This window comes from Abditibacteriota bacterium, from assembly GCA_017552965.1.
GTDB lineage: Bacteria > Armatimonadota > UBA5829 > UBA5829 > UBA5829 > RGIG7931.
In genome coordinates this window covers 240,401-264,237 of the sequence record JAFZNQ010000009.1, presented here as the reverse complement: position 1 = coordinate 264,237, position 23,837 = coordinate 240,401, and the positions used below count along the sequence as shown (strand labels likewise).

Sequence of the window (23,837 nt, the reverse complement as noted above, 5' to 3'; positions counted from 1 at the left end):
AAACGAGGGGCATATTTGGTATCATTGAATTGCATAAGAACCAAGCCGGCGGCCCAGCAGGGCCCCGGCGGCAGTATGGAGTGGTGTCCGAGCTGGCCTAAGGAGCGGCACTGGAAATGCCGTAGCGGGATTCCTCGCTCGTGGGTTCGAATCCCACCTACTCCGTCGAAAAGCCCTCGCGAGAGGGCTTTTTGTTGTGTATTTGATGAAAAAATGCTATAATAAGTATGTGTAAGTCTGAGCCGGCTGCCTCCGGGCAGCGCCGGCAAATAAAGGAGAATATATAGGACAGGCCGTATGATCCCTTTTGAAATGCCGCTGGTGCCATATCTGGAGCTCTTGTTCCTGAGTCTGGTGATAGTCTTTTTCCTGTACGCCCACTACGCTAAGATGGGGGGCGTATCCGATCAGGTGAGCCGGCACAAAAGATTTATGATATCCGGGGCAGTGCTCATCATGATCTACACCCTGGATTCGCTGCTGTGGTTCGGGCTGGGCGACGCTCTGCCCCCGGTGTGGCATTACGTCTGCGATCTGGCTCTCAAGACCTCTCTCTACGTCACTGTGTGCCTGTTTTTCGGCGGGGCCCTCTTTACCTTCAAGGACAAGGCTCCCATGATGGTCAGGCTGTCCTGGCTGCTGCATCTCATCTTTCTGGTCCTGTGCATCCTTACCCCGGTCAGGCTGTCCCTCTTCTGGTCCGACTTCTATACCAGGACCCCCTTGTACAACCTGTGGTACGTCCCTCTGGGGCTGCCCTGTCTCATACTGATAGTCCACTCCGGCATCGCCTACTTTGACAAGCAGCACTACTCCGAGAGAGAGGACCACGCCAACATACTCAAGTTCTGCCTGCTCCTGGTGGTATTCGGACTGCTGGACGTGCTGTGGCCCGCCTCCGCCTTCCTGCCCATAGGTCTCACCCTGGGCATGATACTCTGCTATTTCCAGAACATCACCGCCTATATCTCCCGGGACGAGCTCACGGACCTCTACAACAGGCGCCAGCTCTTCAGGGATATGGAGCGCAAGGCCTCCGAGGACAAGAAGTGGGGCATCATCATGCTGGACCTGGACGGCTTCAAGTCCATCAACGACACCTACGGCCATCATGAGGGCGACGTGGCCCTGCAGCTGTTTGCCGGAGTCCTGAAGCGGGTGTGCAGAGGCAAGAACGCCAGACCCTACAGATACGGCGGCGACGAATTCGTCATAGTCAAGGACAGCTGGACCGGCGATATCAAAAAGGAGCTGGACGAGATCAAGAGCGACGTGGTCCGGCGGCTGCAGATACTGGATATCACCAAGCACAAGGGCTATACCATCAGCGCCTCCATGGGCAGCGTCACCGGCAGCAAGGCCGACTCGGTGCCCGACCTGATCAATCTGGCGGACTCGGAGCTGTATGAAGACAAGCAAAAATGACGCCCCGACGGGGCGGTCTGTAAACTCGGATCCCATTTTCCGGAGGTGTGAATGAATCCCTCGATCCACGATTCCCTTGAAGATCCGGAGGCCCTCAGGGCGGCGGTGGCCGCCACGGAGTTTCCTCCCGCATCCCCCGTGTATGTGAACAACCACATCCACACGGTGTATTCCTTCTCGCCCTATACGCCGGCCAAGGCCGTACTGCTGTCCAAGCAGGCAGGCCTGTCCACCTGCGGCATCATGGACCATGATTCGGTGGCAGGGACCCGGCAGTTTATCGAGGCGGGCAGGATAGTCGGCATCCGGACCACCATAGGCTTTGAGGTGCGGGCTTCCTTTGCCGGCACTCCTCTGGAAGGGAAAAGGATCAACAACCCGGACCAGCCTACCATGGCCTACATGGCCCTCCACGGCATCCCCCACACGCAGATAGACGCCTGCGACCGGTATCTGGCGCCCTACAGGAAGCTGCGTCTCGAGAGAGACCGGCTCATGACGGCCCGGCTGTCGGAGGTGGCAGAGGGCGCAGAGCTGGACTTTGACCGGGACGTGCTGCCCATTTCCCGCTATGAGGAGGGAGGCACGGTGACCGAGAGGCATCTCCTCTTTGCATTTGCGGGCAAGATCATGGCGGCGCACCCTCTGGGCAGGGACCTGACGGACTACGTGGAGCAGGGGCTGGGGATAGCCCTTTCGCCCACTCAGAGACAGAGGCTCGGGGACCCCGTCAACCCACACGGGCAGTATGACCTGCTGGGAGTGTTCAAGTCCTCCCTGATGGACCGGTTTTTCATCCCCGCGGGGGAGGAATGCCCTCCCGTGAGGGAGCTCATAGACTTTGCCCGGTCCATAGGAGCCATATCCGCCTACGCCTATCTGGGAGACGTGGGGGAGAGCGTCACCGGCGACAAGAAGGCCCAGACCTTCGAGGACAGCTATCTGGAGCTGCTCTTTGACACCCTCTCGGACCTGGGCTTTGACGCAGTGACCTACATGCCTTCCCGGAACACTCCGGAGCAGCTGAGGAGAGTGAAGGCTCTCTGCGACCTGCGCGGTCTCATGCAGATATCCGGAGAGGACATCAATTCGTCCAGGCAGAGCTTTGTCTGCAAGGCTCTGGAAAACCCCGAGTTTGCCAACCTTATCACCGCTACCTGGGCCCTCATAGGCCACGAGGAAGCGGCCACCCGGGACCTGTCCCTGGCCATCACCGCCCCCGGGACCCGGGAGCGGCTGCCGGACCTGGAGGACAGGATAGCCCATTACGCCGCACTGGCGAAAAACGAGTCATAAACAAGGCCTTCGGGCCCGATCAGGAGTTATAATATGAAAGCAGTACTTTACGGAGCGGGAAACATAGGACGCGGCTTCATGGGACAGCTGTTCCATCAGTCGGGTTATGAGCTGGTCTTTGTGGACGTGGTGGACGCCGTTATCGAGCAGTTCAACAAGGACAGGAGCTACCCCATCAATATCGTCAGCGACAAGGAAGAAAAGCTGATCACCATCACAGGCGCCAGAGCCGTGGACGGCAAGGTGATCGAAGCCGTGGCCGATGAGATAGCCACTGCCGATCTCATGTCCACCTCCGTGGGCGTCCGGGTATTGCCCTACATCATCAAGCCCGTGGCCGCCGGCCTGAGAAAGCGCTGGGAGATAGGCAATGACAAGCCCCTCAACATCATCATCGCCGAAAACCTGCTGGAAGCCGACAGCTTTATCAGAGACCTGATGAAGAAGGAGCTTAGCGAGGAAGAATACGCCAGATTTCTGGAGACAGTAGGTCTGGTGGAGGCTTCCATAGGCAGAATGGTGCCCATGGTGCCCGCGGAGGCCAAGGCCAAGAACCCTCTGGTGGTGTTCGTGGAGCCCTACTGCGAGCTGCCCGTGGACAAGAACGCCTTCAAGGGCGAGATACCGGCCATAGTCAACCTGAAGCCCTTTGCTCCCTTTGAGTTCTTTATCAAGCGCAAGCTGTTCATACACAATATGTCCCACGCAGTCTGCTCCTATCTGGGCTTTCTGAAGGGCTACACCTACACCTATGAGTCTATGGCCGACACAGGCATCAAGCTCATATGCAAATACGCCCTCGGCGAGTCCGTGGCCGCCCTGTGCAAGCAGTACGACTACCCCTATGACGAGCTCACGAGCCACGCCGACGAGCTCTTGTTCCGCTTTGCCAATCACAGACTGGGCGACACGGTGGCCAGAGTGGGCAAGGACCCCGTCCGCAAGCTGTCCAACAACGACAGGCTCATAGGCACCGTGAAGAGCTGCCTTGCTAACGGCATCCTGCCTGTCTACGTGTGCATAGGCATAGCCGCCGGACTGCTCTTTGCCCAGCCCGACGACGAGGCCGCCGTCAAGGTGTCCTCCTACTGCGCCGAGCACGGAGTCAGAGAATCCCTGCGGGAGTTCTGCGGCATCACCGAGGAGACGGACCTGCCCCACGTTGACCGGGTCATCTCTCTGGTGGAAGAATTTTACGGCATGCTGAAAGCGGGCAAGGACCTGTCCGAGATAGCGGCCCACGCCGAATACATCAGATTTGCTTAAATAAACGCTATGCCCCGCTCCGGCGGGGTATATGTTTGTCCGAGGTGCATAGTGACGAGTATGAGACAATATCTATCCCTTGTCGGAGTGATCCTGTTCGCTCTGGCAGTCATCGCCTGCGGCATTTATCTGGGGCTCACCCTGCATCCGGAGCGTCCCGGCGTCACCACCATCCGCTGGGTGGTGGGCGCCACTCCCATCAGGGCCCAGACCATCAAATATTTTGAGTCCCTCAATCCCGATATTAGGGTCATCAACGACGTGGACGCCGGCATGCAGAGGATACTCACCCAGCTGGCGGGCAACGTGTGCCCGGACATCTTCACCGCCTATGACGTGGAGGCCTTTCGCACCTTTTACAGATACGGCCAGCTGGAAGACCTGACCCCCTACATCAAACAATACAACATTCCCATAGACGACTTTTTCCCGTCCCTGATGGATTATCTGTTCGTGGACGGCAAGCTGGTGGGCATCACGGAGAACCAGTCCACCCTGAGCCTATTTTACAACAAGACCCTGTTTGACCGGGCGGGCATGGCCTATCCCGACTCCACCTGGACCTGGGAGGACCTGAAAAAGGCGGCCAGGGCCCTCACCCTCTACAAGGACTTTGGCAACAGAAAGCTGTCGGTGCAAAAGGGGCTCATGGTGTTTGAGGACTGTCATTTCTTCGTGTGGATGTACGGAGGCCATCTGTATTCCCAGGACGGCAAACACTGTCTCATCAACAGCCCCGAGGCCAAAAAGGGCATGAGGGAGTGGGAAGCCCTGCGCATGAAGGACAAGGTGGTGCCTTCGCCCTCCGAGATCATGAATCTGGACGCCTTTGGCGGGGAAGGAGGTGACAGGATGCTCTTCGGCAAGAACAAGATAGCCATGTTCATAGGAGGCAGGGACTACGTGACCTATTTCCGGGAATACTTCCCGGACCTGGAGTTCGGCATAGCCCGGCTGCCCAAGAGCCCCTGTCCCAACAATATACTCCTTTCCAAGAGCTACTGCATACCCAAGGGCAGCAAACACAAGGCGGAGGCGGTGCGTTTTCTGGTGCATCTCCTCGGGGAGGCCAATCAGAATCTGGTCTCCGACTACGGAGACGGGGTGCCCTCCATCAACACGGAGCCCATCATCAAGAACTTTCTCTTCAATCCCGACTATCCCAAGGAAACGGAGAATCAGAACGTGCTGGACGACCTGAAGGAAGCCAGGCCCCTGGAGATATCGCCCTACATCAGCTCCACGGACTTTCATCAGATATCCAATTATGAGATAGGCAACGTGTGGCTGGGGCGCCAGTCCATGGACGAGGCCTGCGACAGAATAGCCAAGAGAGTGGATGACATCATCCAGCGCAATATCAACAACCCCTACTTTATCAAATAAGGACTGCACTATGAAAGCACTATATACCCTGCTCCTGGCTCTCCTGACTCTGTCGGCCTGTATGGCCGACTCAGAGATACGGGGCATCTGGATCAACTCGGACAAGGTCCCTCTTACGGACCGGGAAGCCGTGGACATGGTGAGGGAATATCACAGAGCCGGCTTCAACCTGCTCTTTCCCGAGATGATATGCAGAGGCTATGCGGTGTATCCCAGCCGCATACTCCAGAGAGACCCCAGATTCGTGGACAGGGACGACGTGCTGCAGACCCTCATCAGAGAGGCCCACAGGCTGGGGATGGAGGTCCATCCCTGGGTGTGGTGCTTCAGGGCCGGCTACACCAAGGATCAGGGAGCCATCATCACCAACAATCCCGACTGGACAGACTGCAGCAAGAACGGCGACACCCTCTCCGTCAACGGAGGCTTGTGGATATCCCCCTTCATAGGAGAGGCCAGAGAGTTCATGCTGAGCCTCTTTGAGGAGATAGCCTCCCGCTACGACATAGACGGCTTTCATCTGGACTATATACGCTACGAGATCCAGCAGCCCGCCCTGTGGGGCTACAACAAGGCGGCCTGCGCAGCCTACGCCCGGCTCTACGGCGCGGACCCTCACGACATAGCCTTTCTGTCCCGGGACTATCTCTCCTGGATCGACCTGAGAGCCATGATGCTGGACACCTTTGTGCAGGAGACCTCCCTGAGGCTCAAGAGGATCAAGCCGGAGCTGATAGTGTCTGCCGCCGTGGCGGCGGACCCCGACGAGGCCAGATATATGTATTGTCAGAACTGGGGGCACTGGGCCGACAACAGTTGGGTGGATATGCTGGTGCCCATGACCTACACCTCCTCGGACGAGCGCTTCGGAGAGCTCATGGCCCGGCAGCTGGCCCGGCTGGAGGGGAAGGTGTTCCCCTGCGTGGGCATAGGCAGCCTGAACTTTACTGCCCGGGAGGAAAAGAACATAGATCAGATAGCTCTGGCCAGGGGCACCGCCTATCTGGGGCAGGCTCTCTTTGCCAGCCAGTACTATACCGCCTCTCTGGGGGACCTGCTCTCGGGCTCCGTGTGGAAGGACAAGGCCCTGCTGCCCTTCAGAGGGTCTTCCTCTCAGTCGGAGAGGATACACGACTACACTCTGAGCCACGGCTTTGTCCGGGACACAGCCCCTGCCATCAGCCTGCCCCGGGAGCTGCTCCCGGTCCCCGACTACACGGTGAAGAGGATGACCTCTCCCGTGGTCATAGACGGCAGTCTGGAGGAGTGGGGGGACTATCCCGCGGCAGAGATCAGCAGGGACAATACGGGCCGGCCGGCCACGGTGCGCACCACCGTGAAGGCCTGCTATGACGACGAGGCGGTGGTCTTTGCCTTTGACTGCGCCGAGCCCTCCATGGACACCCTGAAGGCAGACGCTGCGGAAAGAGACGGCTACACCTTCAACGACGACTCGGTGGAGGTGTTCCTCAACATGGACCCCCGGGGCGTCAAATACAATCACTTTTCCGTCAACACCCTGAACACCCATTTTGACCAGCAGATATACAACGCTTCCTGGAACAAGGAGTGGCAGTCTGCAGTGCGCAAGACAGCCGATGGCTGGACCTGCGAGATCAGGATACCCTTCGGCGAGATGGCCGTAGGGACGCCGGCGCCGGGAGAGAGATGGCGCATCAATATGACCCGCAACAGATACGCAGGCGGCGACACGGAGAACCTGTGCTGGTCCGTGACCTACGGCTCCTTCCACGTGCTGGAGCGCTTTGGCAACGGCTTCTTCGGCGACTGAGGCCCGGCGTTTGCCATTTGGGCCCGAAGAGAGTATAATATATTATAGAATTTATAAAGAACGGATCACGTATGACACACAACATAGAAGAGCAGGCGCAGCTGCTGGTAGAGGTGCTGCCCTACATTCAGAGATATTACGGCAAGACCATCGTCATCAAATACGGCGGCCACGCCATGACCAGCGAAGAGATCAAGGCTTCGGTCATCCAGGATATACTGCTGATGAGCTACGTGGGCATGAGGCCCATTCTCGTCCACGGCGGAGGGCCGGACATCAACAGGATGATGGACATGGTGGGGCTGGTGCCCGAATTCGTGGACGGCAAGAGAGTCACCGACAACGGCACAATGGAAATAGTGGAAATGGTCCTGGCCGGCAAGACCAACAAGAGCATCGTAGGCCTGCTCAACTCCATGGGAGGCAATGCGGTGGGCCTCAGCGGCAAGGACGGCAACCTGATAAGCGCTTCCCAGCTCAACTCCAAGCTGGGCCGGGTAGGCAGGGTGGATGAGATCAATCCGAAGGTGCTCTACGACCTGCTGGACCACGGCTACATCCCGGTCATATCCTCCATAGGCATGGGGGACGAGGGCGAAGCCTACAACATCAACGCCGACCATATAGCCGGCGAAGTGGCGGCTGCGGTCAGGGCTGAAAAGCTGATCATGATGACAGACGTGGACGGCATATACAAGGATATCAAGGACCCCGCCACCTTTATCAGCCGTCTGACAGCCCGGGAGGCCGGCGACCTGATAGAGGCGGGACTGGTGTCCAAGGGCATGATACCCAAGGTGGAGGCCTGCATCATCGCGCTGGAAGCGGGAGTGTCGGGCACTCACATCATCAACGGCACCAGACCTCACTCCATACTGATGGAGGTCCTCACGGACAGCGGCATAGGGACCATGATAGAAGGATCGGAAGAATAGCATGAAAGACATCACAAGAACCATAATAGAGAGGGACGACACCTGGGTCATGCATACCTACGGCCGTTTTCCCATGGTGCTGGAAAAGGGCAGCGGGGTGTACGTCTATGACACGGAAGGACGCTGCTATCTGGATATGGTGGCCGGCATAGCCGTCAATATGCTGGGCTACGGCGACAGGGAGCTGTCGGAGGCCATAGCGCGGCAGGCGGCGACCCTGATGCACACCAGCAATCTGTTTTACACGGAGCCGCAGGGCAGGCTGGCCGAATGGCTGGCCCGGGCAGCGGGCATGAAGAGAGCCTTCTTCTGCAACTCCGGGGCAGAGGCCAACGAGGCCGCCCTGAAGCTGGCGAGAAAGGCCGCCAAGAGAGACGGCCGGCCCGGGGACAAGACCCAGATCATAGCAGCCCTGAACTCTTTTCACGGCAGGACTCTGGGGGCCATCACCGCTACGGGCCAGACCAAGTATCAGAAGAGCTTTACTCCGCTGGTGCCGGATTTTGACTATATCGAATACAACGACGCCGCCGCACTGGAGGCCGCCATGTCGGAGCGCACCTGCGCCGTCATTCTGGAGCCCATACAGGGCGAGAGCGGCGTCCGTCCCGCCACCGGAGAGTTTCTGGAAGCGGTCCGCCGCCTGTGCGACAAATACGATGCGGCCATGATACTGGACGAGGTGCAGACGGGTATGGGCCGCACGGGCCGGACCTTTGCCTTCGAGCACTACGGCGTCAAGCCGGATATAGTCACCCTGGCCAAGATGCTGGGCGGCGGCTTCCCCATAGGCGCCTGTATCGCCGGTGAAAAATACGCCGACGTCTTTGCGCCCGGGGATCATGCATCCACCTTCGGCGGCAACCCTCTGGCCTGCGCCGCCGCTCTGGCCGTCATCGGCAGATATGAGCGGGACAGGCTGGGAGACAACGCCGCCGCAGTAGGCGCCCGGCTCATGGAAAAGCTGAGTCAGACGCAAGGCATAGACCTGGTGAGGGGCAAAGGCCTCATGATAGGTCTGGTGCTGTCGGAGCCGGTGGCCAAAAAGACAGTGACCGAAGGCTTTGGCTGCGGCGTCATACTGAACGCCATAGGCGACAGCATCATCAGGCTGGTGCCTCCTCTCATCCTCACAGCCGAGCAGGCCGACGAAGCGGCGGACAAGATAGGCCGCGCCATAGCGGCCGCCGCGGGCAAATAGAGCAGCAACAAGAGCCCCCCTCCTGCAAGGGAGGGGGGACTTTTTTGTCAGAGTATTTCCCTGAGGAACCGGCCGGTGTAGCTGTCTTCCGCTGCGGCCACCTCCTCCGGGGTGCCGGCGCATATGACCCTGCCTCCGGCGTCGCCTCCTTCGGGCCCCATGTCTATGATGTAGTCCGCAGACTTGATCACGTCCAGATTGTGCTCTATGATGATCATGCTGTTGCCGTTGTCCACCAGAGCGTTCAGGACCTCGATGAGCTTTTTCACGTCGTGGAAATGGAGGCCGGTGGTGGGCTCGTCCAGTATATACAGAGTCTTGCCGGTGCTCCTGCGGCTCAGCTCGCTGGCCAGCTTCATCCTCTGGGCCTCGCCTCCCGAAAGGGTGGTGGCGGGCTGCCCCAGACGGATGTAGTCCAGACCCACGTCGGCTATGGTCTGCAGCTTGCGTTTGATCCTGGGGACCGCGTCAAAGAACTCCAGAGCCTGGCTCACGGTCATGTCCAGCACGTCGGCTATGTTTTTGCCCTTGTAGCGCACCTTCAGGGTCTCCCGGTTGTAGCGCTTGCCCTTGCACACCTCGCAGGGCACGAAGACGTCCGGCAGAAAATGCATCTCTATGCGGGTGATGCCGTCGCCTGAACAGGCCTCGCAGCGGCCTCCCTTGATGTTGAAGCTGAACCGGCCCGGGGAGTAGCCCCTGACTTTGGCGTCCTGGGTCTCGCTGAAGAGGGCCCTGATCATGTCAAAGAGACCCGTGTAGGTGGCCGTGTTGGAGCGGGGTGTCCTGCCTATGGGGCTCTGGTCTATGTTGATGACCTTGTCTATGTGCTCCATGCCGGCCAGAGAGTCGTGCTTGCCCCAGGCTCTGGCGGCTCCGTTGACCTCGCTCTGCAGCCGGGGGAACAGGGTGTCCTGCACCAGTGAGCTCTTGCCGGAGCCGGAGACCCCGGTGATGCACACCATCTTGCCCAGAGGTATGTCCACGTCTATATGCTTCAGGTTGTTGGCGGAGGCTCCCCTTAGCTCCAGCTGCAGCCCGTTGCCCTCTCTCCTGCCGGTGGGGACGGGTATGGTCAGCTCATCGGAGAGATATTTGCCCGTGAGGGACTCCCCGCAGTCCCGGATGTCTCCCGGCAGCCCCGCGTATATCACCCGTCCGCCGTGTTCGCCGGCTCCGGGCCCTATGTCTATGAGATAGTCCGCCGATTCCATGGTCTCTCTGTCGTGCTCCACCACTATGATGGTGTTGCCCAGGTCCCTCAGCTTTTTGAGGGCGCTGATGAGCTTGCGGTTGTCCCTCTGATGGAGGCCTATGGAGGGCTCGTCCAGCACGTAGAGGACTCCCATAAGGCCGCTGCCTATCTGGGTGGCCAGACGGATGCGCTGGGCTTCGCCGCCGGAGAGGCCCGCTGCCGAACGGGAAAGGGTCAGATAGCCCAGCCCCACGTCCTGCAGGAATCTGAGCCGGGCCGTGATCTCCCGGAGTATCTGCCGGGCTATGATCATGTCTCTTTCGGAGAGGGAGAGGGAGCCAAACCACTCCAGAGCCCGGTCTATGGACATGTCCGTGACCTCTATGATGTTTTTGTCCCCCACGGTCACCGCCAGCGAATCCGGCTTCAGTCTCTGTCCGTGGCACAGGCTGCAGGGCACGTCCGCCATATACTGCTCCACCAGCTCTCTGGTGTCCTCGGCGGTGGAGGTGTCGTAGCGCTTTTTCAGAAGGCCCATGAGGCCGGACCATTTGTAGTTGTAGCGGTAGGCGTGCCTGCGGGACTTGGAATAGTAGTTGATGGGAATGGGCTCCCTGAAGCCGTAGAGCAGGCCGTCCATCTGCTCCCGGGTAAAGTCCTTTACGGGAGCGTCCAGGTCGGCGCCGGTCTTGTCGGCAAAGGCGTTGAGCAGCGACCGGACCCAGTCGCCGTTCAGACCGGGAAAATTGGCTATGGCGCCGCCGTTGATGGACAGCTTTTTGTTGGGTATCAGGAGAGCGGGGTCCAGCTCCTTGTGATAGCCCAGGCCGTGGCATTCCGGGCAGGCCCCGTAGGGAGTGTTGAAGGAAAAGCTGCGGGGGGCTATCTCCGTGAGGGTGTAGCCGCACTCGGTGCAGGCAAAGTTCTCACTCATGAGCACCTCGCCGGAGCCTATGACGTCCAGAGCAGCCAGACCTTCGCCCTTTTTCAGGGCGGTCTCCATGGACTCGCTGACCCTTTTTTCGATGCCGGGCCTGATGACCAGCCTGTCTATGATGATGTCTATGTCGTGCTTCTTGTTCTTGTCCGCATCGGGGATGATGTCCGTGCTTTCCGTGAGGTCATAGAGGGAGCCGTCTATGCGCACCCTGATAAAGCCCTGAGCCTTCAGGTCCTCCAGCTGCTTCAGGTATCTGCCCTTTTTGCCCCGGACCAGGGGGCTCAGTATCTGCAGTCTGGTGCCCTCCGGATAGGACAGCACCGTGTCCACCATCTGGTCTATGGACTGGCAGGACACGGCGGCTCCGCATTTGGGGCAGTGGGGCTTGCCGGCCCTGGCCCACAGGAGCCTCATGTAGTCGTAGATCTCCGTGACGGTGCCCACGGTGGAGCGGGGATTGCGGGAGGTGGATTTTTGGTCTATGGACACGGCGGGAGACAGGCCGGATATGTCGTCCACGTCCGGCTTGTCCATCTGGCCCAGAAACATGCGGGCGTAGGAGGACAGGGATTCCACGTATTTGCGCTGGCCCTCGGCGTAGAGGGTGTCAAAGGCAATAGAGGACTTTCCGGAGCCGGAAAGTCCTGTGACTACCACGAATCTGTCCCGCGGTATCTCCAGAGAAATGTTTTTCAGATTGTTCTGCCTGGCGCCGCGGATGATGATCTTGTCATTGGGCATCCCGCTACCTCAGAATGTTCACAAAGGCGGGCTTGCTGTCGGCCTGCGGGACAAAGTCTTCGTCCTCCGCCACCAGCAGGATGGCGTCGATGGCCAGATAATATCTGCCGGCCTGATTGGGACCGGTGACCTTTACGTCTATGGTCTGGGGCCCCTCGTACAGGCTGGCGGTGCCCACCTTGTACCAGGCCAGGCCGTCGCCGTAAGGCCTCTCCGTGGAGGTGTCCGGCGCCATCCAGGGGCTGCCGCTGTTGGATATCTCGCAGGGAGAAGAGTCGGCGCTCCGGGACATGGCTATCCAGAGCTCGTAGGACTTGTTGTTCTGCACGTTGATGGTCATGGAGGCGTAGTAGTCCGTCAGGGGAGCCCGCTCCTGCTCGTCCAGCAGCAGCACGGTGCCGTCGGTGGCGCCCTTGCGGGCCCTGAAGCCGGTGAAGGCAGTGCGGGTCAGGGTGCTGGACTCGATCCACAGGCTGGCGTCGCTGAGACGGCTGGTCTGGCCTATGATCTCCCGGGCCATGCTGAAGGCGGTGCCGAAGGCGCCGTTTTTCAGCACTTCCTTGATGTTCTTGATGCTCAGGTCCATGAGCTTTTTCTCCGTGTCATCGTCTATGGGAGTGGACTTGACCAGCCTTTCCATCTTGGCTATCTCCGCCTCGGCCGTCTCCCTGGGGAAAAACAGGGAAAAGCTGATGTTGCGCAGCACGGTGGGACGGGTGCCGATGGTCATGGTGTACAGAGGGTTGGACCTGGACGAGGCAGCCTTGGCCTTCTTTATCTCCACGTCGGCGGGAAAGACGGCCTTGGGAGCCGTGTTCTTGATGCCGGGGAAGGTGATCTGGGTGTTGTCCTCCCGGGCCCATATGACGTAGTCGCCGGTGCCCACTATGTTGTAGCCAAATACGTCCTCGCCGAAGCGCATGACGTCTGCGCCCTTGGGAGAGGGGAGCCAGTAGGTGTGCCCCTGCTCGTCCAGCAGCTGAGGGGTGATGCCTATCTCCGAAGAGGTGGGATACTCTATGACGTTGGGCCTGTAGGCCTGTATGTTGTGGCACTTGCCCCTGAACTCGTTGGCTTTGGCGATGCCGGCGCCGTCATTGTAGTCAAAAAAGAAGCCCTTGTAACCCAGATCTATGAGGCTGTCGACGCTCATGGCGGGGTTCACCGCCGCGATCCAGGTGGTCTTGGGATAGGTGTTGCTCAGATTGTAGAGCAGGGATATGTCGTAGCCCAGCTCCCGGTCCTCGCCGTCGCAGACGTAGGCAAAGCCGTCGGGGCTGGAGGAGGACGCATTGATAAAATAGGTCTGATTGACCCGGTCCCTGCAGGCGGAGTATATGATGGGCACGTTGGCCACGTTCTTCCTCAGCACGTCACCTGCGGAGGACATGTATTCCCGGACCGAGTCCGTCCTGAAGTCCGTCAGGTCCTGCCAGTAGGAGCCGTTGGTGTTGGCCCTGAGGAACTTGCGGCCGGACAGGTCGTACATCTGGCCCAGACCTCTGGAGGAGTTGCGCAGCTGGGCCCAGAGGGGCAGCAGGCTGAGATAGTCGGATATCTCCGGCAGATTGGGGCTGATGCCCCATTTGTGGGAGAGCATGCCGTTGTGAAAATGCTTCTTGGTGAGATAGCCTTCGAATTCCAGAGAGAACTTGGAGCTCACCGGCACGAAGCTGCCGTCGCCGGCGGCAAAGGCCAGTTTGTAGGCGTTCACCGGATTGTAAAAGAATCTCAGACCTTCTCCGGGCCTGACCTGAGAGAAGTATTTGACTATCACGTCTCTCAGGGCGTCATAGCCTTCCCATATGTCAAAGCTGCCGAAACGGGTCTGGTGGGGATATACCAGCAGGGCCGTGTCCGGGCCCAGAGAGCGCTCCAGATTTACCGTGGCCTGCCCGTTGGCGTTGACCTCCAGACTGCCGGACTCGATGACGGAGCTGTCGGACTTGCTGACCACCACGTAGAGGCCGGAGTCCACGTCTTTCCACATGCCGGTGATGACCTTGTCGGGGTAGGGGCCGTCTATCCTCCAGCGGGCAGGGTCCACCGGGTAGCCCGCAAGGGGATCGCCGGTCTCCTCACCCAGCTCTATGCCGTATCTGATGCCGTTTTCGTCCAGCAGGTCCATGATCTGCTGGAGCACGGCGGGATCGGAATTGGTGAGCTGATAGCCGTTGGAGATGATCACAGAGTCCACGTTGGAGGCAGCCAGCTCGCCTATCACCGACTTGTCCCGGGCCGAGAGGGCGTGGGTGTCGGGAGAAGAGAGGCTGTCAAAGATCACCCTGACGCCGCAGGGGGTGTAGGAGATGCCGTCCCAGATGATGTTGCCCGAATCCATGATCTTCCACTCGTATTTGGTGCCGGAGGAATCCTGATAGATGGCGTTGGTGGTCACCTTCCCCTGGGAAAAGGCGGCAGCCCCCGCAAGAAGAAGTATCAGGGAAAATATATAGAATTTACAGAGTCTCATATCGGTTTATCCTTGAAAGACGGGCAAAAAAATCCGTCCGCCCCTTGAAATTATTCCGTTTATATTATACCATTAAAATAGGAACGATTTCCATAAATACATTATGATGGCAGGCTGCTTATGAATAAATATTTGATCTGCGTATGCATATTTTTGCTGGCAGTGGCTACCGGCGTCTCCGCCAGGACCGTCAGCGGTATGGTCGGGAGCGTGGACAACGGCTCCAAGAATATCACCATAGCCACAGCCGACGGCGACGTGACCGTCCGGGTGGACGCCTCCAGCAGGCTGACCAGAGGACTGGTGAACACCAAGCCCTTTGAGGTGGGCCTTCTGGACTATTCTCCCGGCGACTCCGTGTCCTGCGAGGTGAATGACAACAACATCATCACCAAGGCGGCCGCATCCTTTGACATGATATCCGGCACCATAGTGGGCATCAACGGCAGCACCCTGACGGTGGACGACGGCGAAGCCACTCCCGAATACGTGGTGGCGGACAAGTGCTCCATATACCTGGAGTCCTCCTCCGTGCTGGTGTCCGTGGACAAGCTGAAGGTGGGCAACAGCTTCTACGCCAGGATCAATCCGGACAACAAGAATATATGGACCCTGATCGTGGTGGGCTTTGAGGACGTGAAGCCCGTGAAGCCTGCGGAGCCTGTCAAGACCGAGCCTGCCAAGACCGAGCCCGCCAAGACGGAGCCTGTGAAGCCTGCGGAGCCTGTCAAGACAGAGCCCGCCAAGACGGAGCCCGTGAAGCCTGCGGAGCCCGACAAGACCGAGCCTGCCAAGACGGAGCCCGTGAAGCCTGCGGAGCCCGCCAAGACCGAGCCTGCCAAGACCGAGCCTGCCAAGACAGAGCCTGCTCAGCCTGCGGTGACTCCGGACACTGCTCCTGTGGAGCTCAGCATAGACGACGTGCTGGTCAGCTCTCCCGACGCCCTGAAGACCGGCGACCTGATACTGGTGAACGTGAAGGGCACCTCTCACGTGGGAGTGTCCTGCGACCTGAGATACGTGGACGGCACCAAGACCGTGCTCAGAGAAGAGTCGGAGGGCAGCTACGTGGGCTTTATGAAGGTGCCTGCCAAGGCCCTCAATAAGGCAAAGCTCATGGTCTATATGTCCAGTCGGGGCGTCAACATATCCTCCGATACGGGATACGTGATGACGGTCAACGGCAAGGACGCCGTGGTGAGCAAGATAGGCAAGGTCACCAGACTGTCGCCCGTGGCTCCCGCTGCTCCCGCGGCCGAGACGCCTGCCGCTCCCGCGGCCGAGACGCCCGCCGCTCCTGCGGCCGAGACTTCCGCCGCTCCCGCGGCCGAGACTCCCGCTGCTCCCGCAGCCGAGACTCCCGCCGCTCCCGCAGCCGAGACGCCTGCTGCTCCCGCAACCGAGACGCCTGCTGCTCCCGCAGCCGAGGCTCCCGCCGCTCCCGCAGCCGAGACTCCCGCTGCTCCCGCGGCCGAGACGCCCGCTGCTCCCGCGGCCGAGACTCCCGCTGCTCCCGCGGCCGAGGCTCCCGCTGCTCCCGCAGCCGAGACACCCGCTGCACCTGCAGCCGAGACCCCCGCTGCTCCCGCGGCCGAGACACCCGCTGCTCCCGCCACCGAGGCGCCTGCCGTGGACGCTCCCAAGGATGAGACCGACGCCGTGACCGCGGGGCTCATTGACGGAGCCGCTGCCGACTCTCAGGCTCCCGCTCCCGCCGTGGACGACAGAGATATATACATCCTGTCCCCGGCCAACAATGCGGGGGTAAAGGATATCACCGTGACCGGCAAGGCTCTGCCCGGCAGGATGCTGATATGCACCGTCATGTATTCCAACAACAAGACCGGCATACTCAACATCTCCGGAGTCCTGAAGAGCGAGGTGGTGACCGTGAGGGCCGACGGAGGCTTTACCTTTGGTCCCGTGCCTCTCACCGGAGTGTTTGCCACCGGCTCTCTCAAATACTTCGTCACTGTGGCATACGCCGATCAGGAGCTTGCCGACGTGCCCAGCAGGGCAATCACCCTTTGTTACGAATAACACCCGGCGGGGCGGATGCTTCCGCCCCGTTTTTTTTGGTATCTCTCATGAACAAAATATTCATCCTTTGCTTTTTTCTGACCCTTCTCCTGCCCGCGGTCTGTCTTGCCCGGGAGAGCTGCGTGGGCTTTATCTGGCATTATCCCTTCGAGGACACCTACACCGCCGACCTGGAAGGGCTGGGGGCTACCGTCATGAACAGCCGTATCCCCTGGGCGGTGGTGGAGCCCAGAGAAGGAGAGTATGACTTTGGCTGTCTGGACCGGCAGCTGGCTCTGGCCCGCAGCTGGGGCTTCAGGCTGATACTCATCATCGAGTTCAATCCGGTGTGCAAGCCCGGCTGGCTCTACGACAAGGTCAGGGCCGCGGGAGAGACCACCGCCGGCTGCTTCGGGCAGCCGGGGCAGGACACCCTGCCTTCGCCCAGCTCGCCCATTTGCAGGGAGGCTCAGGAGAGGCTGGTCAGGGCCCTGACAGAATATCTGGCGGAAAAAGACCCTCAGCACACGGTCATAGGCTACGAGGCCGGGGTGGAATGGTGGCACAATATGGCCACCCGCTACGGCGCTGCGGACCTGGCCCGTTTCCGGGAATGGCTGAAGAAGAAATACGGGTCCGCCGCGGCTCTCAACGCCGCCTGGGGGACTGACTACGGCAGCATAGAGGAGGCTCAGGCGCCCCCTCTGGACGTGGCCGGCGGGGACAAGGCCGGAGTGGTCTATGCCCCCGTAAGGGAAGCCCGCAACATAGCCTGGTACAACGCCCGGCCCTACGAATATTCCGGAGAACAGCTGGAATTCTCTGCGGAGATCACCAACAGGGACGTGAACGGCTCCGGGAGCTTTCTCACCATAGCCTGGTTCAGGGAGGGTTCCCTGGTGCCTATAGCCTCAACGGAGAGCGCCCATTTCACGGAGCAGAACGGCAGGACCCTGGTCACGGTCAGGTCCCGCAGGCCCGACAACGCCGTGGGCTTCAGCATCTATATGCTGCTGGTGGGCTCCGGAGAAGCGCGCTTTGACCATATCAGGATCACGGGAGACGAAGGGGAGATCACCATGCCCGACGACATGATGGTCTTTGACCCCAGGACCAAGACTCCGGACGCCCGGGGCGAGCGCTCGGGCAGCGCCTGGATCATAGGCACCGACCCCATGGAGGCGGAGGAGGTCAGTCCCGTCCGGGCCTGCGATTTTCAGGAGTTCTGGCAAGAGCTGTCCGCGGAATATCTGAACTCTCTGGCCGCTATGGTGAAAAAGTATGACCGCAGCCGGTTCCTCATGTCCTTTCAGACCCTGACCTTTGCCTACTTCGGCGAGTGGGACTACAACACCAACGCCGGCTTTTTGCCGGACAAGGTGTTCCGCGCCGGCGAGAGCCTGGATATACTGGGGATGCAGCTGCCGGGAGCCGAGGGCGACCCCTACAGGATAGCCTGCGGCATGGACCTGGCCCGCAAATACCGCAAGCCTCTGTGCAACATAGACCTGATAGACTTCAACGGCGGCGGACTGGTCGCCATGGACAAGGTGAAGCAGATGCTCCACACCTCCGTGATGCACGGAGCCGATCATATCATGTTTTGCAACTACGAGGGCTACGACGAGAACGCCTACAGACCCTACTACACTCCCGAGGAGATCAGGTCCCTGCTGGAGGAGACCCGGATCGCTCTGGAGGCGGTAAAGGGCTTCAAGCCGGAGGCCAGGGTGGCCATACTGGACCCATACGTGACTCCTTTCCCCGGGCTGGAGGACGACGCGTCGGCGGACCCCAAAAGCTTTATGGGCTGGTACAAGCTGCTGGAAGACAGGCAGATAGAGACGGACATATTGACCTTTGGAGAGCTGGACTGCGTCAGCCTCGGAGACTATGACGCCCTGATACTGCCTCAGGCGCCCCGTATCCCGGACGAGGCCTTTGACGTATTGAGCAGATACGAGGGGCTCCTGGTGTGCGTAAAGGGAGCCGGCCTCTATGACAAATACGGCGTGCGCCGTCCTGCGGCCCTCTCGTCGCCGAATATGGTGAAGACGGAGGACTACGGTCTGGAGTTTGCCCGGGGAGCCGAAAGGCGCAAGAGGGCGGGGGATACCCCTCCCATGCTGCAGATAGGCGCTCTGTCGGAGGAGGCTGCCCGGGCAGTCCACAGAGGCCTCCGGGTCCTGGACGGGCTGCAGCCCGACAGGATAAGGCTCTCCCGGACAGGCCGGGTGATGCGGCTCCGGGACAAGGAGGGCCGGCTGCTCATATACGCCCTGAATATGTCCGGAGAGGAGAACACTCTGGAAGGCCTGTCGGGGGCCCGGGAGATAGTCACCGAACGGGGGCCCTCCGCAAAGCCCGTGTTCGACAGCTTCTGCATAGTCAAATTCTGACGACTTGAAGGGCTGCGGCCCAATGTGCTATAATATAGTGTATCATCATTAAAATGCGATAGTGTATCGGAGGATCTGATGGATTATTTACTGACGGAATATCAGCAGGAGCTGAAGGCGGTGTGCAAGGAATTTGCCGAGACCGAGATCAAGCCCTATTCTGCCGAATATGATGAAAAGAACGAATTTGCCTGGCCCATAGTCAAAAAGATGGCTCAGGCCGATATCTTCAGGATACTTATTCCCAATGAATACGAAGGTATGGCGGAAGACGCCCCTATTATGAATATGGTGGTGGCTACGGAAGAGCTTTCCAAGGTGGACGGCGCCATTTCCCTCGCCTTTGCCGCCACGGGTCTGGGCACGTTTCCCATTCTCATTTCCGGAAACGAAGAACAAAAAGCAAAATACCTGCCTATGATAGCCTCCGGCGAGCATCTGGCCGCCTTTGGACTGACGGAAGCCAACGCGGGCTCCGACGTGGCCGGCATGCAGACCAAGGCCGTGGAGGACGGGGACTACTATATCCTCAACGGCACCAAGCAGTGGATCACCAACGCCGGCGAGGCGGACATCTATTCCGTATTCGCCGTCACCGACCCCTCCAGAGGGGCCAGAGGCATCAGCTGCTTTATCATCGAAAAGGGGACTCCCGGTTTTACTTTCGGCAAAAAGGAGAACAAGCTGGGTATCCGGGCCTCCGCCACCAGAGAGCTGGTGTTTCAGGACTGCCGGATCCACAAGTCCCAGATGCTGGGCCGCAAGGGCACCGGCTTTATCACCGCCATGAAGACCTTTGACAGGTCCCGCCCCGGCGTGGCAGCCCAGGCTGTGGGCATCGCCGCGGGAGCTCTGGACTACGCCGTCAAGTATTCCACCGAAAGGATACAGTTCGGCGCGCCTATCCACAACAATCAGGGCCTGCGTTTTCTGCTGGCCGATATGGGCATGCGGGTAGAGGCCTCCAGAGCCCTGGTCTACTCGGTGGCCCGCTATCTGGACGCCTGCCCCGGCGACAAGACCACCACCTATTCCGCCATGGCCAAGTGCTTCGCTTCGGATATGGCCATGAGCGTGACCACCGACGCCGTGCAGGTGCTGGGAGGCTACGGCTACATGAAGGAATATCCGGTGGAAAAGATGATGAGAGACGCCAAGATCACCCAGATCTATGAGGGCACCAACCAGATACAGAGAGACGAGATAGGCAGAGGCCTGGTACAGGAATCCGCCAGAAAGAACAAATAGACCTGCGAGGAAAATAAAAGCAAAGGCTCCTGTCTTTGCTTTTTTTGTGAGCGATGAAAGATATGATCACTATGGGGCATTTCCCCCAAAAAGACAGCCGGCCGGAGCCTATCGGATGGCAGGTCCTGGAGCAGGACGCCCTGGGGCTTCTGGTGGTGACCTGCGCCGTCATAGCCGGCGCCCCCTTTCACGGGGAGGACACCACCATCACCTGGCGCTCCTCGGAGCTGAGACGCTGGCTCAACGAAGAGTTTGTGGAGACCGCCTTTTCGGCGGAGGAAAGGCAGAGGATACTCCTCACCCCCGCAGACAACAAGCCCAACTTTCACTACAGGACCGGCGCCGACGAGCCCACGGAGGACCGGATATTCCTCCTGTCCTACGACGAGGCGGTCAGGTGCTTCCGGGACGACGAAGCCAGGCGCGCCAGGCCCACCTCCTACGGAGAGCAGCACGGAGCCTGGGCAGGCATAGACGGCTGCAGCTGGTGGTGGCTCAGGACCAACGCCAGGATCGGGGACTGTATATGCAGAGTGAGAGACCTGGGCAGCATCAGCGTGGACGGCATAGTGTGCACCGCCTCCGGCGGAGTGCGGCCCGCCATGAGGATCGCCCCCGAATAAAAAGACCGGTGAAAAAGAAAAGGACCTCGAGAGAGGTCCTTTTTATGCCGAAGAGGAGAGTCGAACTCCTATGCCCTTGCGGGCACATGGTCCTGAACCATGCGTGTCTGCCATTCCACCACTTCGGCGTACAAATATATTATACTCTTTTTTTGAGGGTTTGTAAAGAGCCGCAGCCCTTTTTTTCAGACTTCTTTTGCAGCGGCGGCCGCATCCTTGTAGGATATGAGATTTTTGTAGAGGGCCGAGACCATGACGGCTCCGGATATCCTGTCGCCGAACTTCTTCAGCTCTCTGATGTCGTCTATGTCCGATATGCCGCAGCCTATGATGATGGGCAGGGCGGTGGAGGAGAGCATCCTCTGTATGGTGTGGAGATTGATGCCTCCGTGAGCTCCCTTTCTGTTCACGTCGTTGTACACTATGGTGCCGGCGCCCATCTTTTCCATGCGGCCGGCGAACTCGTACACGGTCTCCTCGGTCCTGGCGGTCCAGTCGTGGATGGACACGTAGCCGTTCATGTTGGCCAGAGATACTATGATGCGGCCCTTGTAGGTGTCGAACATGTATTTGGCAAAGTCGTTTTCCAGAGCGGCGTAGGTGCCGATGACCGCCTTTTCTATGCCTGCGTCAAAGGCCCGGGCCGCAGCGTCGGCATTGCGGATGCCGCCTCCCAGATACACCTTGATGTTGACGTTTTTGATGATGTTGGCCACTATGTCCAGATGCATGGGCTTGCCGTAGCGGGCTCCCTCCAGATCGGAGATATAGAGGTGCCGGGCTCCCTGGCTCTTCCAATAACGGGCCACGTTCACGGGGTCGTGGTCGATGGGGCCGTTGCCTGCCCAGTCGATGTTTTCGGCGCAAACCACCTGGCCGTTGATGATGTCCATGCCGGGGATTATTTCCATTTGCTGGCCTCCTCGAGATCTATGGCTCCCGTATAAAGAGCCTTGCCTATGATGGCGCCTTCCAGCAGACCCAGGGCCGACAGGCTCCTGACGTCCTCGTAGCTGCTGACGCCTCCCGAAGCTATGACGGGTATGGACAAAAGCTCTGCCATTTCCTTCATGGCGGGGACGTTGGCCCCCTTCATCATCCCGTCTCTGGAGATGTCGGTGTATATGATGCGGGCCGCTCCCATGGACTGCATCTTCAGAGCGAACTCTTCGGGAGCGTATTCGGTGGTCTTTTCCCAGCCGTGGATGGCTACCCGGCCGTCCCGGGCGTCAATGCCTATGACCAGCCTGTCCCCGTATTTGGAGAGCATGTCCCGGGTAAAGGCTTCGTCTGCCGCCGCCGTGGTGCCCAGAATGACCCTGTCGGCTCCGTGGTCCAGGATGGCCCTGATGTCCTCCTCGGAGCGCACTCCGCCGCCGTATTCCAGCAGGCAGGATACGGACTCCCGGATGGAGGACAGGGTGGAGAGCTCTATGGGATGCCCCTGTCTCGAGCCTTCCAGATCCACCAGATGGATGACACGGGCGTGCTTCGCCCATTTGGCTGCCACCCGGGCGGGATCGTCGGAATATACGGTCTTTTGGGAAAAATCGCCCTTGATCAGGCGGACGCACTGTCCGTCTATCAGGTCTATGGCCGGGATAAGCTCCACGATATGCTCCTTTTATTTGATAATGGTGCCGGAGGGAACTATGGCATGCTTCGGTATGATGACTATGCCGTCTCTCACGTAGTAAAACTCACCGTCGCAGTTGGGCTTGCCGGTCTGGTCCTCTATGATCACGTTGTCGCCTATGCAGGCGTTCTTGTCTATGATGGCCCGGGTGATCCGGCAATACTTGCCTATGCCTCTGGGGATGGGATACTTGTCGTCGGGAGCATAGTCGTCCTGACCCATCATCACCACCTTGTTGAGGATGCAGCCCTCCCGTATCACCGACCTGATGCCGATGATGGATTTGGTGACGGTGGAATTTTCTATGATGGTCCCGTCGGATATGATGGTCTGCATAAAGGACGAGTGGCCGTTGATCTTGCTGGAGGGCAGATAGTTGCAGGCCGTGTATATGGGCTTGTCAGCATCGTAGAAGTTGAACTTGGGCACCGTGTCCGTCAGATTGATGTTGGCGTTGAAGAAGGCGGAGATGGTCCCGATGTCCTCCCAGTAGCCCGTGAAGGGATAGGCGAACACGTTGAAGTTGTTGATGGCCCAGGGGATGATGTTCTTGCCGAAGTCCTGCATGTCGTTGTTGAGGCTCTCCACCAGTCTGGGGGTCTCAAACAGATATATGCCCATGCTGATCAGCACGTAGTCCCCGTCGTCGGTGACGCCCAGGTCCTTCAGCTTGCTGCCCTTGATGATGAGCTCGGAGAGCTGCTCATCGGTGGAAGGCTTCTCCACGAACTTGGTGATGCGGAAATCCTTGTCCACCTTCATGCAGCCGAAATGATAGGCCTCGGAGGCAGGCTTGACTGTGACGGCGATGGTCACGTCGCTCTGTTTTGCCTCATGGTCAGCTACCAGCCGGCGGAAGTCCATCTTGTATATCTGGTCGCCGGAGAGTATGAGAGCCCTGCCGTCCTCGTTGTTCTCAAACACGGTCTGCATGTTCTGTCTGACGGCGTCCGCCGTCCCCTGAAACCAGCCCGTGTTGTTCATATTCTGGCTGGCTGCCAGAATGTCGATCATGCCCTTGTTGAATATGTCGAACTTGAACGAGCTGTGCACGTGCCTGTTGAGGGAGTGGCTCATGAACTGGGTCACCACGTATATCTTGTTGATGTGGCTGTTGATGCAGTTGCTGAGAGGTATGTCTATGAGGCGGAATTGCCCCGCCAGCGGAACTGCAGGCTTTGAACGCTCTTTGGTAAGAGGAAAGAGCCGGGTGCCTTTTCCGCCGCCCAATACTATGGCTGATACGTTTCGCATGTCGGGGG

General features: G+C 59.3%; 16 protein-coding genes and 2 tRNA genes. 12 read left to right on the top strand and 6 right to left on the bottom strand.

The window, feature by feature from the left end; translation table 11 throughout:
* Positions 1-77: 77 nt before the first annotated feature.
* The 8 genes from IK083_02105 (at position 78) to IK083_02070 (ending at position 9,301) form a co-directional block, all read left to right on the top strand.
* Positions 78-165: transfer RNA gene (locus IK083_02105), tRNA-Ser, on the top strand.
* Between the two features lie 132 nt (positions 166-297).
* Positions 298-1,425, top strand: coding sequence for a GGDEF domain-containing protein (locus IK083_02100; GenBank protein MBR4748352.1), 1,128 nt, complete (start codon positions 298-300; stop codon positions 1,423-1,425).
* 51 nt (positions 1,426-1,476) lie between these two features.
* Positions 1,477-2,721 carry a PHP domain-containing protein gene (locus tag IK083_02095; protein MBR4748351.1) on the top strand — a complete coding sequence of 415 codons (1,245 nt, stop codon included), beginning with the start codon at positions 1,477-1,479 and terminating at the stop codon, positions 2,719-2,721.
* 33 nt (positions 2,722-2,754) lie between these two features.
* The gene (locus IK083_02090) at positions 2,755-3,987 is read left to right on the top strand and encodes a mannitol dehydrogenase (protein ID MBR4748350.1); all 1,233 of its coding nucleotides are present in this window, start codon (positions 2,755-2,757) and stop codon (positions 3,985-3,987) included.
* 60 nt (positions 3,988-4,047) lie between these two features.
* Positions 4,048-5,373, top strand: coding sequence for a sugar ABC transporter substrate-binding protein (locus IK083_02085; GenBank protein MBR4748349.1), 1,326 nt, complete (start codon positions 4,048-4,050; stop codon positions 5,371-5,373).
* Between the two features lie 10 nt (positions 5,374-5,383).
* Positions 5,384-7,165: a family 10 glycosylhydrolase gene (locus IK083_02080; protein ID MBR4748348.1), complete on the top strand. Its 1,782-nt coding sequence runs from the start codon at positions 5,384-5,386 to the stop codon at positions 7,163-7,165.
* Positions 7,166-7,236: 71 nt separating this feature from the next.
* Entirely contained in the window at positions 7,237-8,100 is an 864-nt protein-coding gene (argB, locus tag IK083_02075) for an acetylglutamate kinase (GenBank protein ID MBR4748347.1), read from the top strand.
* Between the two features lies 1 nt (position 8,101).
* Positions 8,102-9,301 (top strand): acetylornithine transaminase, encoded by a 1,200-nt coding sequence (locus IK083_02070; GenBank protein MBR4748346.1) that lies wholly within the window; start codon positions 8,102-8,104, stop codon positions 9,299-9,301.
* A 47-nt stretch (positions 9,302-9,348) separates the two neighbouring features.
* Here IK083_02070 and uvrA read toward each other — a convergent pair whose 3' ends face one another.
* Entirely contained in the window at positions 9,349-12,177 is a 2,829-nt protein-coding gene (gene uvrA / locus IK083_02065) for an excinuclease ABC subunit UvrA (GenBank protein ID MBR4748345.1), read from the bottom strand.
* A 4-nt stretch (positions 12,178-12,181) separates the two neighbouring features.
* Positions 12,182-14,650 (bottom strand): hypothetical protein, encoded by a 2,469-nt coding sequence (locus IK083_02060; protein ID MBR4748344.1) that lies wholly within the window; start codon positions 14,648-14,650, stop codon positions 12,182-12,184.
* 120 nt (positions 14,651-14,770) lie between these two features.
* On the opposite strand from IK083_02060, the gene IK083_02055 reads away from it, so the two are divergent.
* The 4 genes from IK083_02055 (at position 14,771) to IK083_02040 (ending at position 20,939) form a co-directional block, all read left to right on the top strand.
* Positions 14,771-16,690 carry a hypothetical protein gene (locus IK083_02055; GenBank protein ID MBR4748343.1) on the top strand — a complete coding sequence of 640 codons (1,920 nt, stop codon included), beginning with the start codon at positions 14,771-14,773 and terminating at the stop codon, positions 16,688-16,690.
* A 47-nt stretch (positions 16,691-16,737) separates the two neighbouring features.
* Positions 16,738-19,068, top strand: a complete 2,331-nt coding sequence (locus tag IK083_02050; GenBank protein ID MBR4748342.1) for a beta-galactosidase — start codon at positions 16,738-16,740, stop codon at positions 19,066-19,068.
* A 78-nt stretch (positions 19,069-19,146) separates the two neighbouring features.
* Complete coding sequence (locus tag IK083_02045) at positions 19,147-20,316, top strand: acyl-CoA dehydrogenase family protein (GenBank protein MBR4748341.1); 1,170 nt, start codon at positions 19,147-19,149, stop codon at positions 20,314-20,316.
* 53 nt (positions 20,317-20,369) lie between these two features.
* Positions 20,370-20,939 carry a hypothetical protein gene (locus IK083_02040; GenBank protein ID MBR4748340.1) on the top strand — a complete coding sequence of 190 codons (570 nt, stop codon included), beginning with the start codon at positions 20,370-20,372 and terminating at the stop codon, positions 20,937-20,939.
* Between the two features lie 45 nt (positions 20,940-20,984).
* Here the strand turns inward: IK083_02040 and IK083_02035 are convergent.
* The 4 genes from IK083_02035 to IK083_02020 all read right to left on the bottom strand — a co-directional run bounded on the left by IK083_02035 (position 20,985) and on the right by IK083_02020 (position 23,829).
* Positions 20,985-21,067, bottom strand: a tRNA-Leu gene (locus tag IK083_02035).
* A 57-nt stretch (positions 21,068-21,124) separates the two neighbouring features.
* Entirely contained in the window at positions 21,125-21,850 is a 726-nt protein-coding gene (locus tag IK083_02030) for a hypothetical protein (protein ID MBR4748339.1), read from the bottom strand.
* On the bottom strand, positions 21,841-22,551 hold the full coding sequence (gene hisA / locus IK083_02025; protein MBR4748338.1) for a 1-(5-phosphoribosyl)-5-[(5-phosphoribosylamino)methylideneamino]imidazole-4-carboxamide isomerase: 711 nt from the start codon (positions 22,549-22,551) through the stop codon (positions 21,841-21,843). The genes IK083_02030 and hisA overlap by 10 nt, the downstream gene beginning before the upstream one ends.
* A gap of 12 nt (positions 22,552-22,563) precedes the next feature.
* The gene (locus IK083_02020; GenBank protein ID MBR4748337.1) at positions 22,564-23,829 is read right to left on the bottom strand and encodes an NTP transferase domain-containing protein; all 1,266 of its coding nucleotides are present in this window, start codon (positions 23,827-23,829) and stop codon (positions 22,564-22,566) included.
* Between the last annotated feature and the right edge of the window lie 8 nt (positions 23,830-23,837).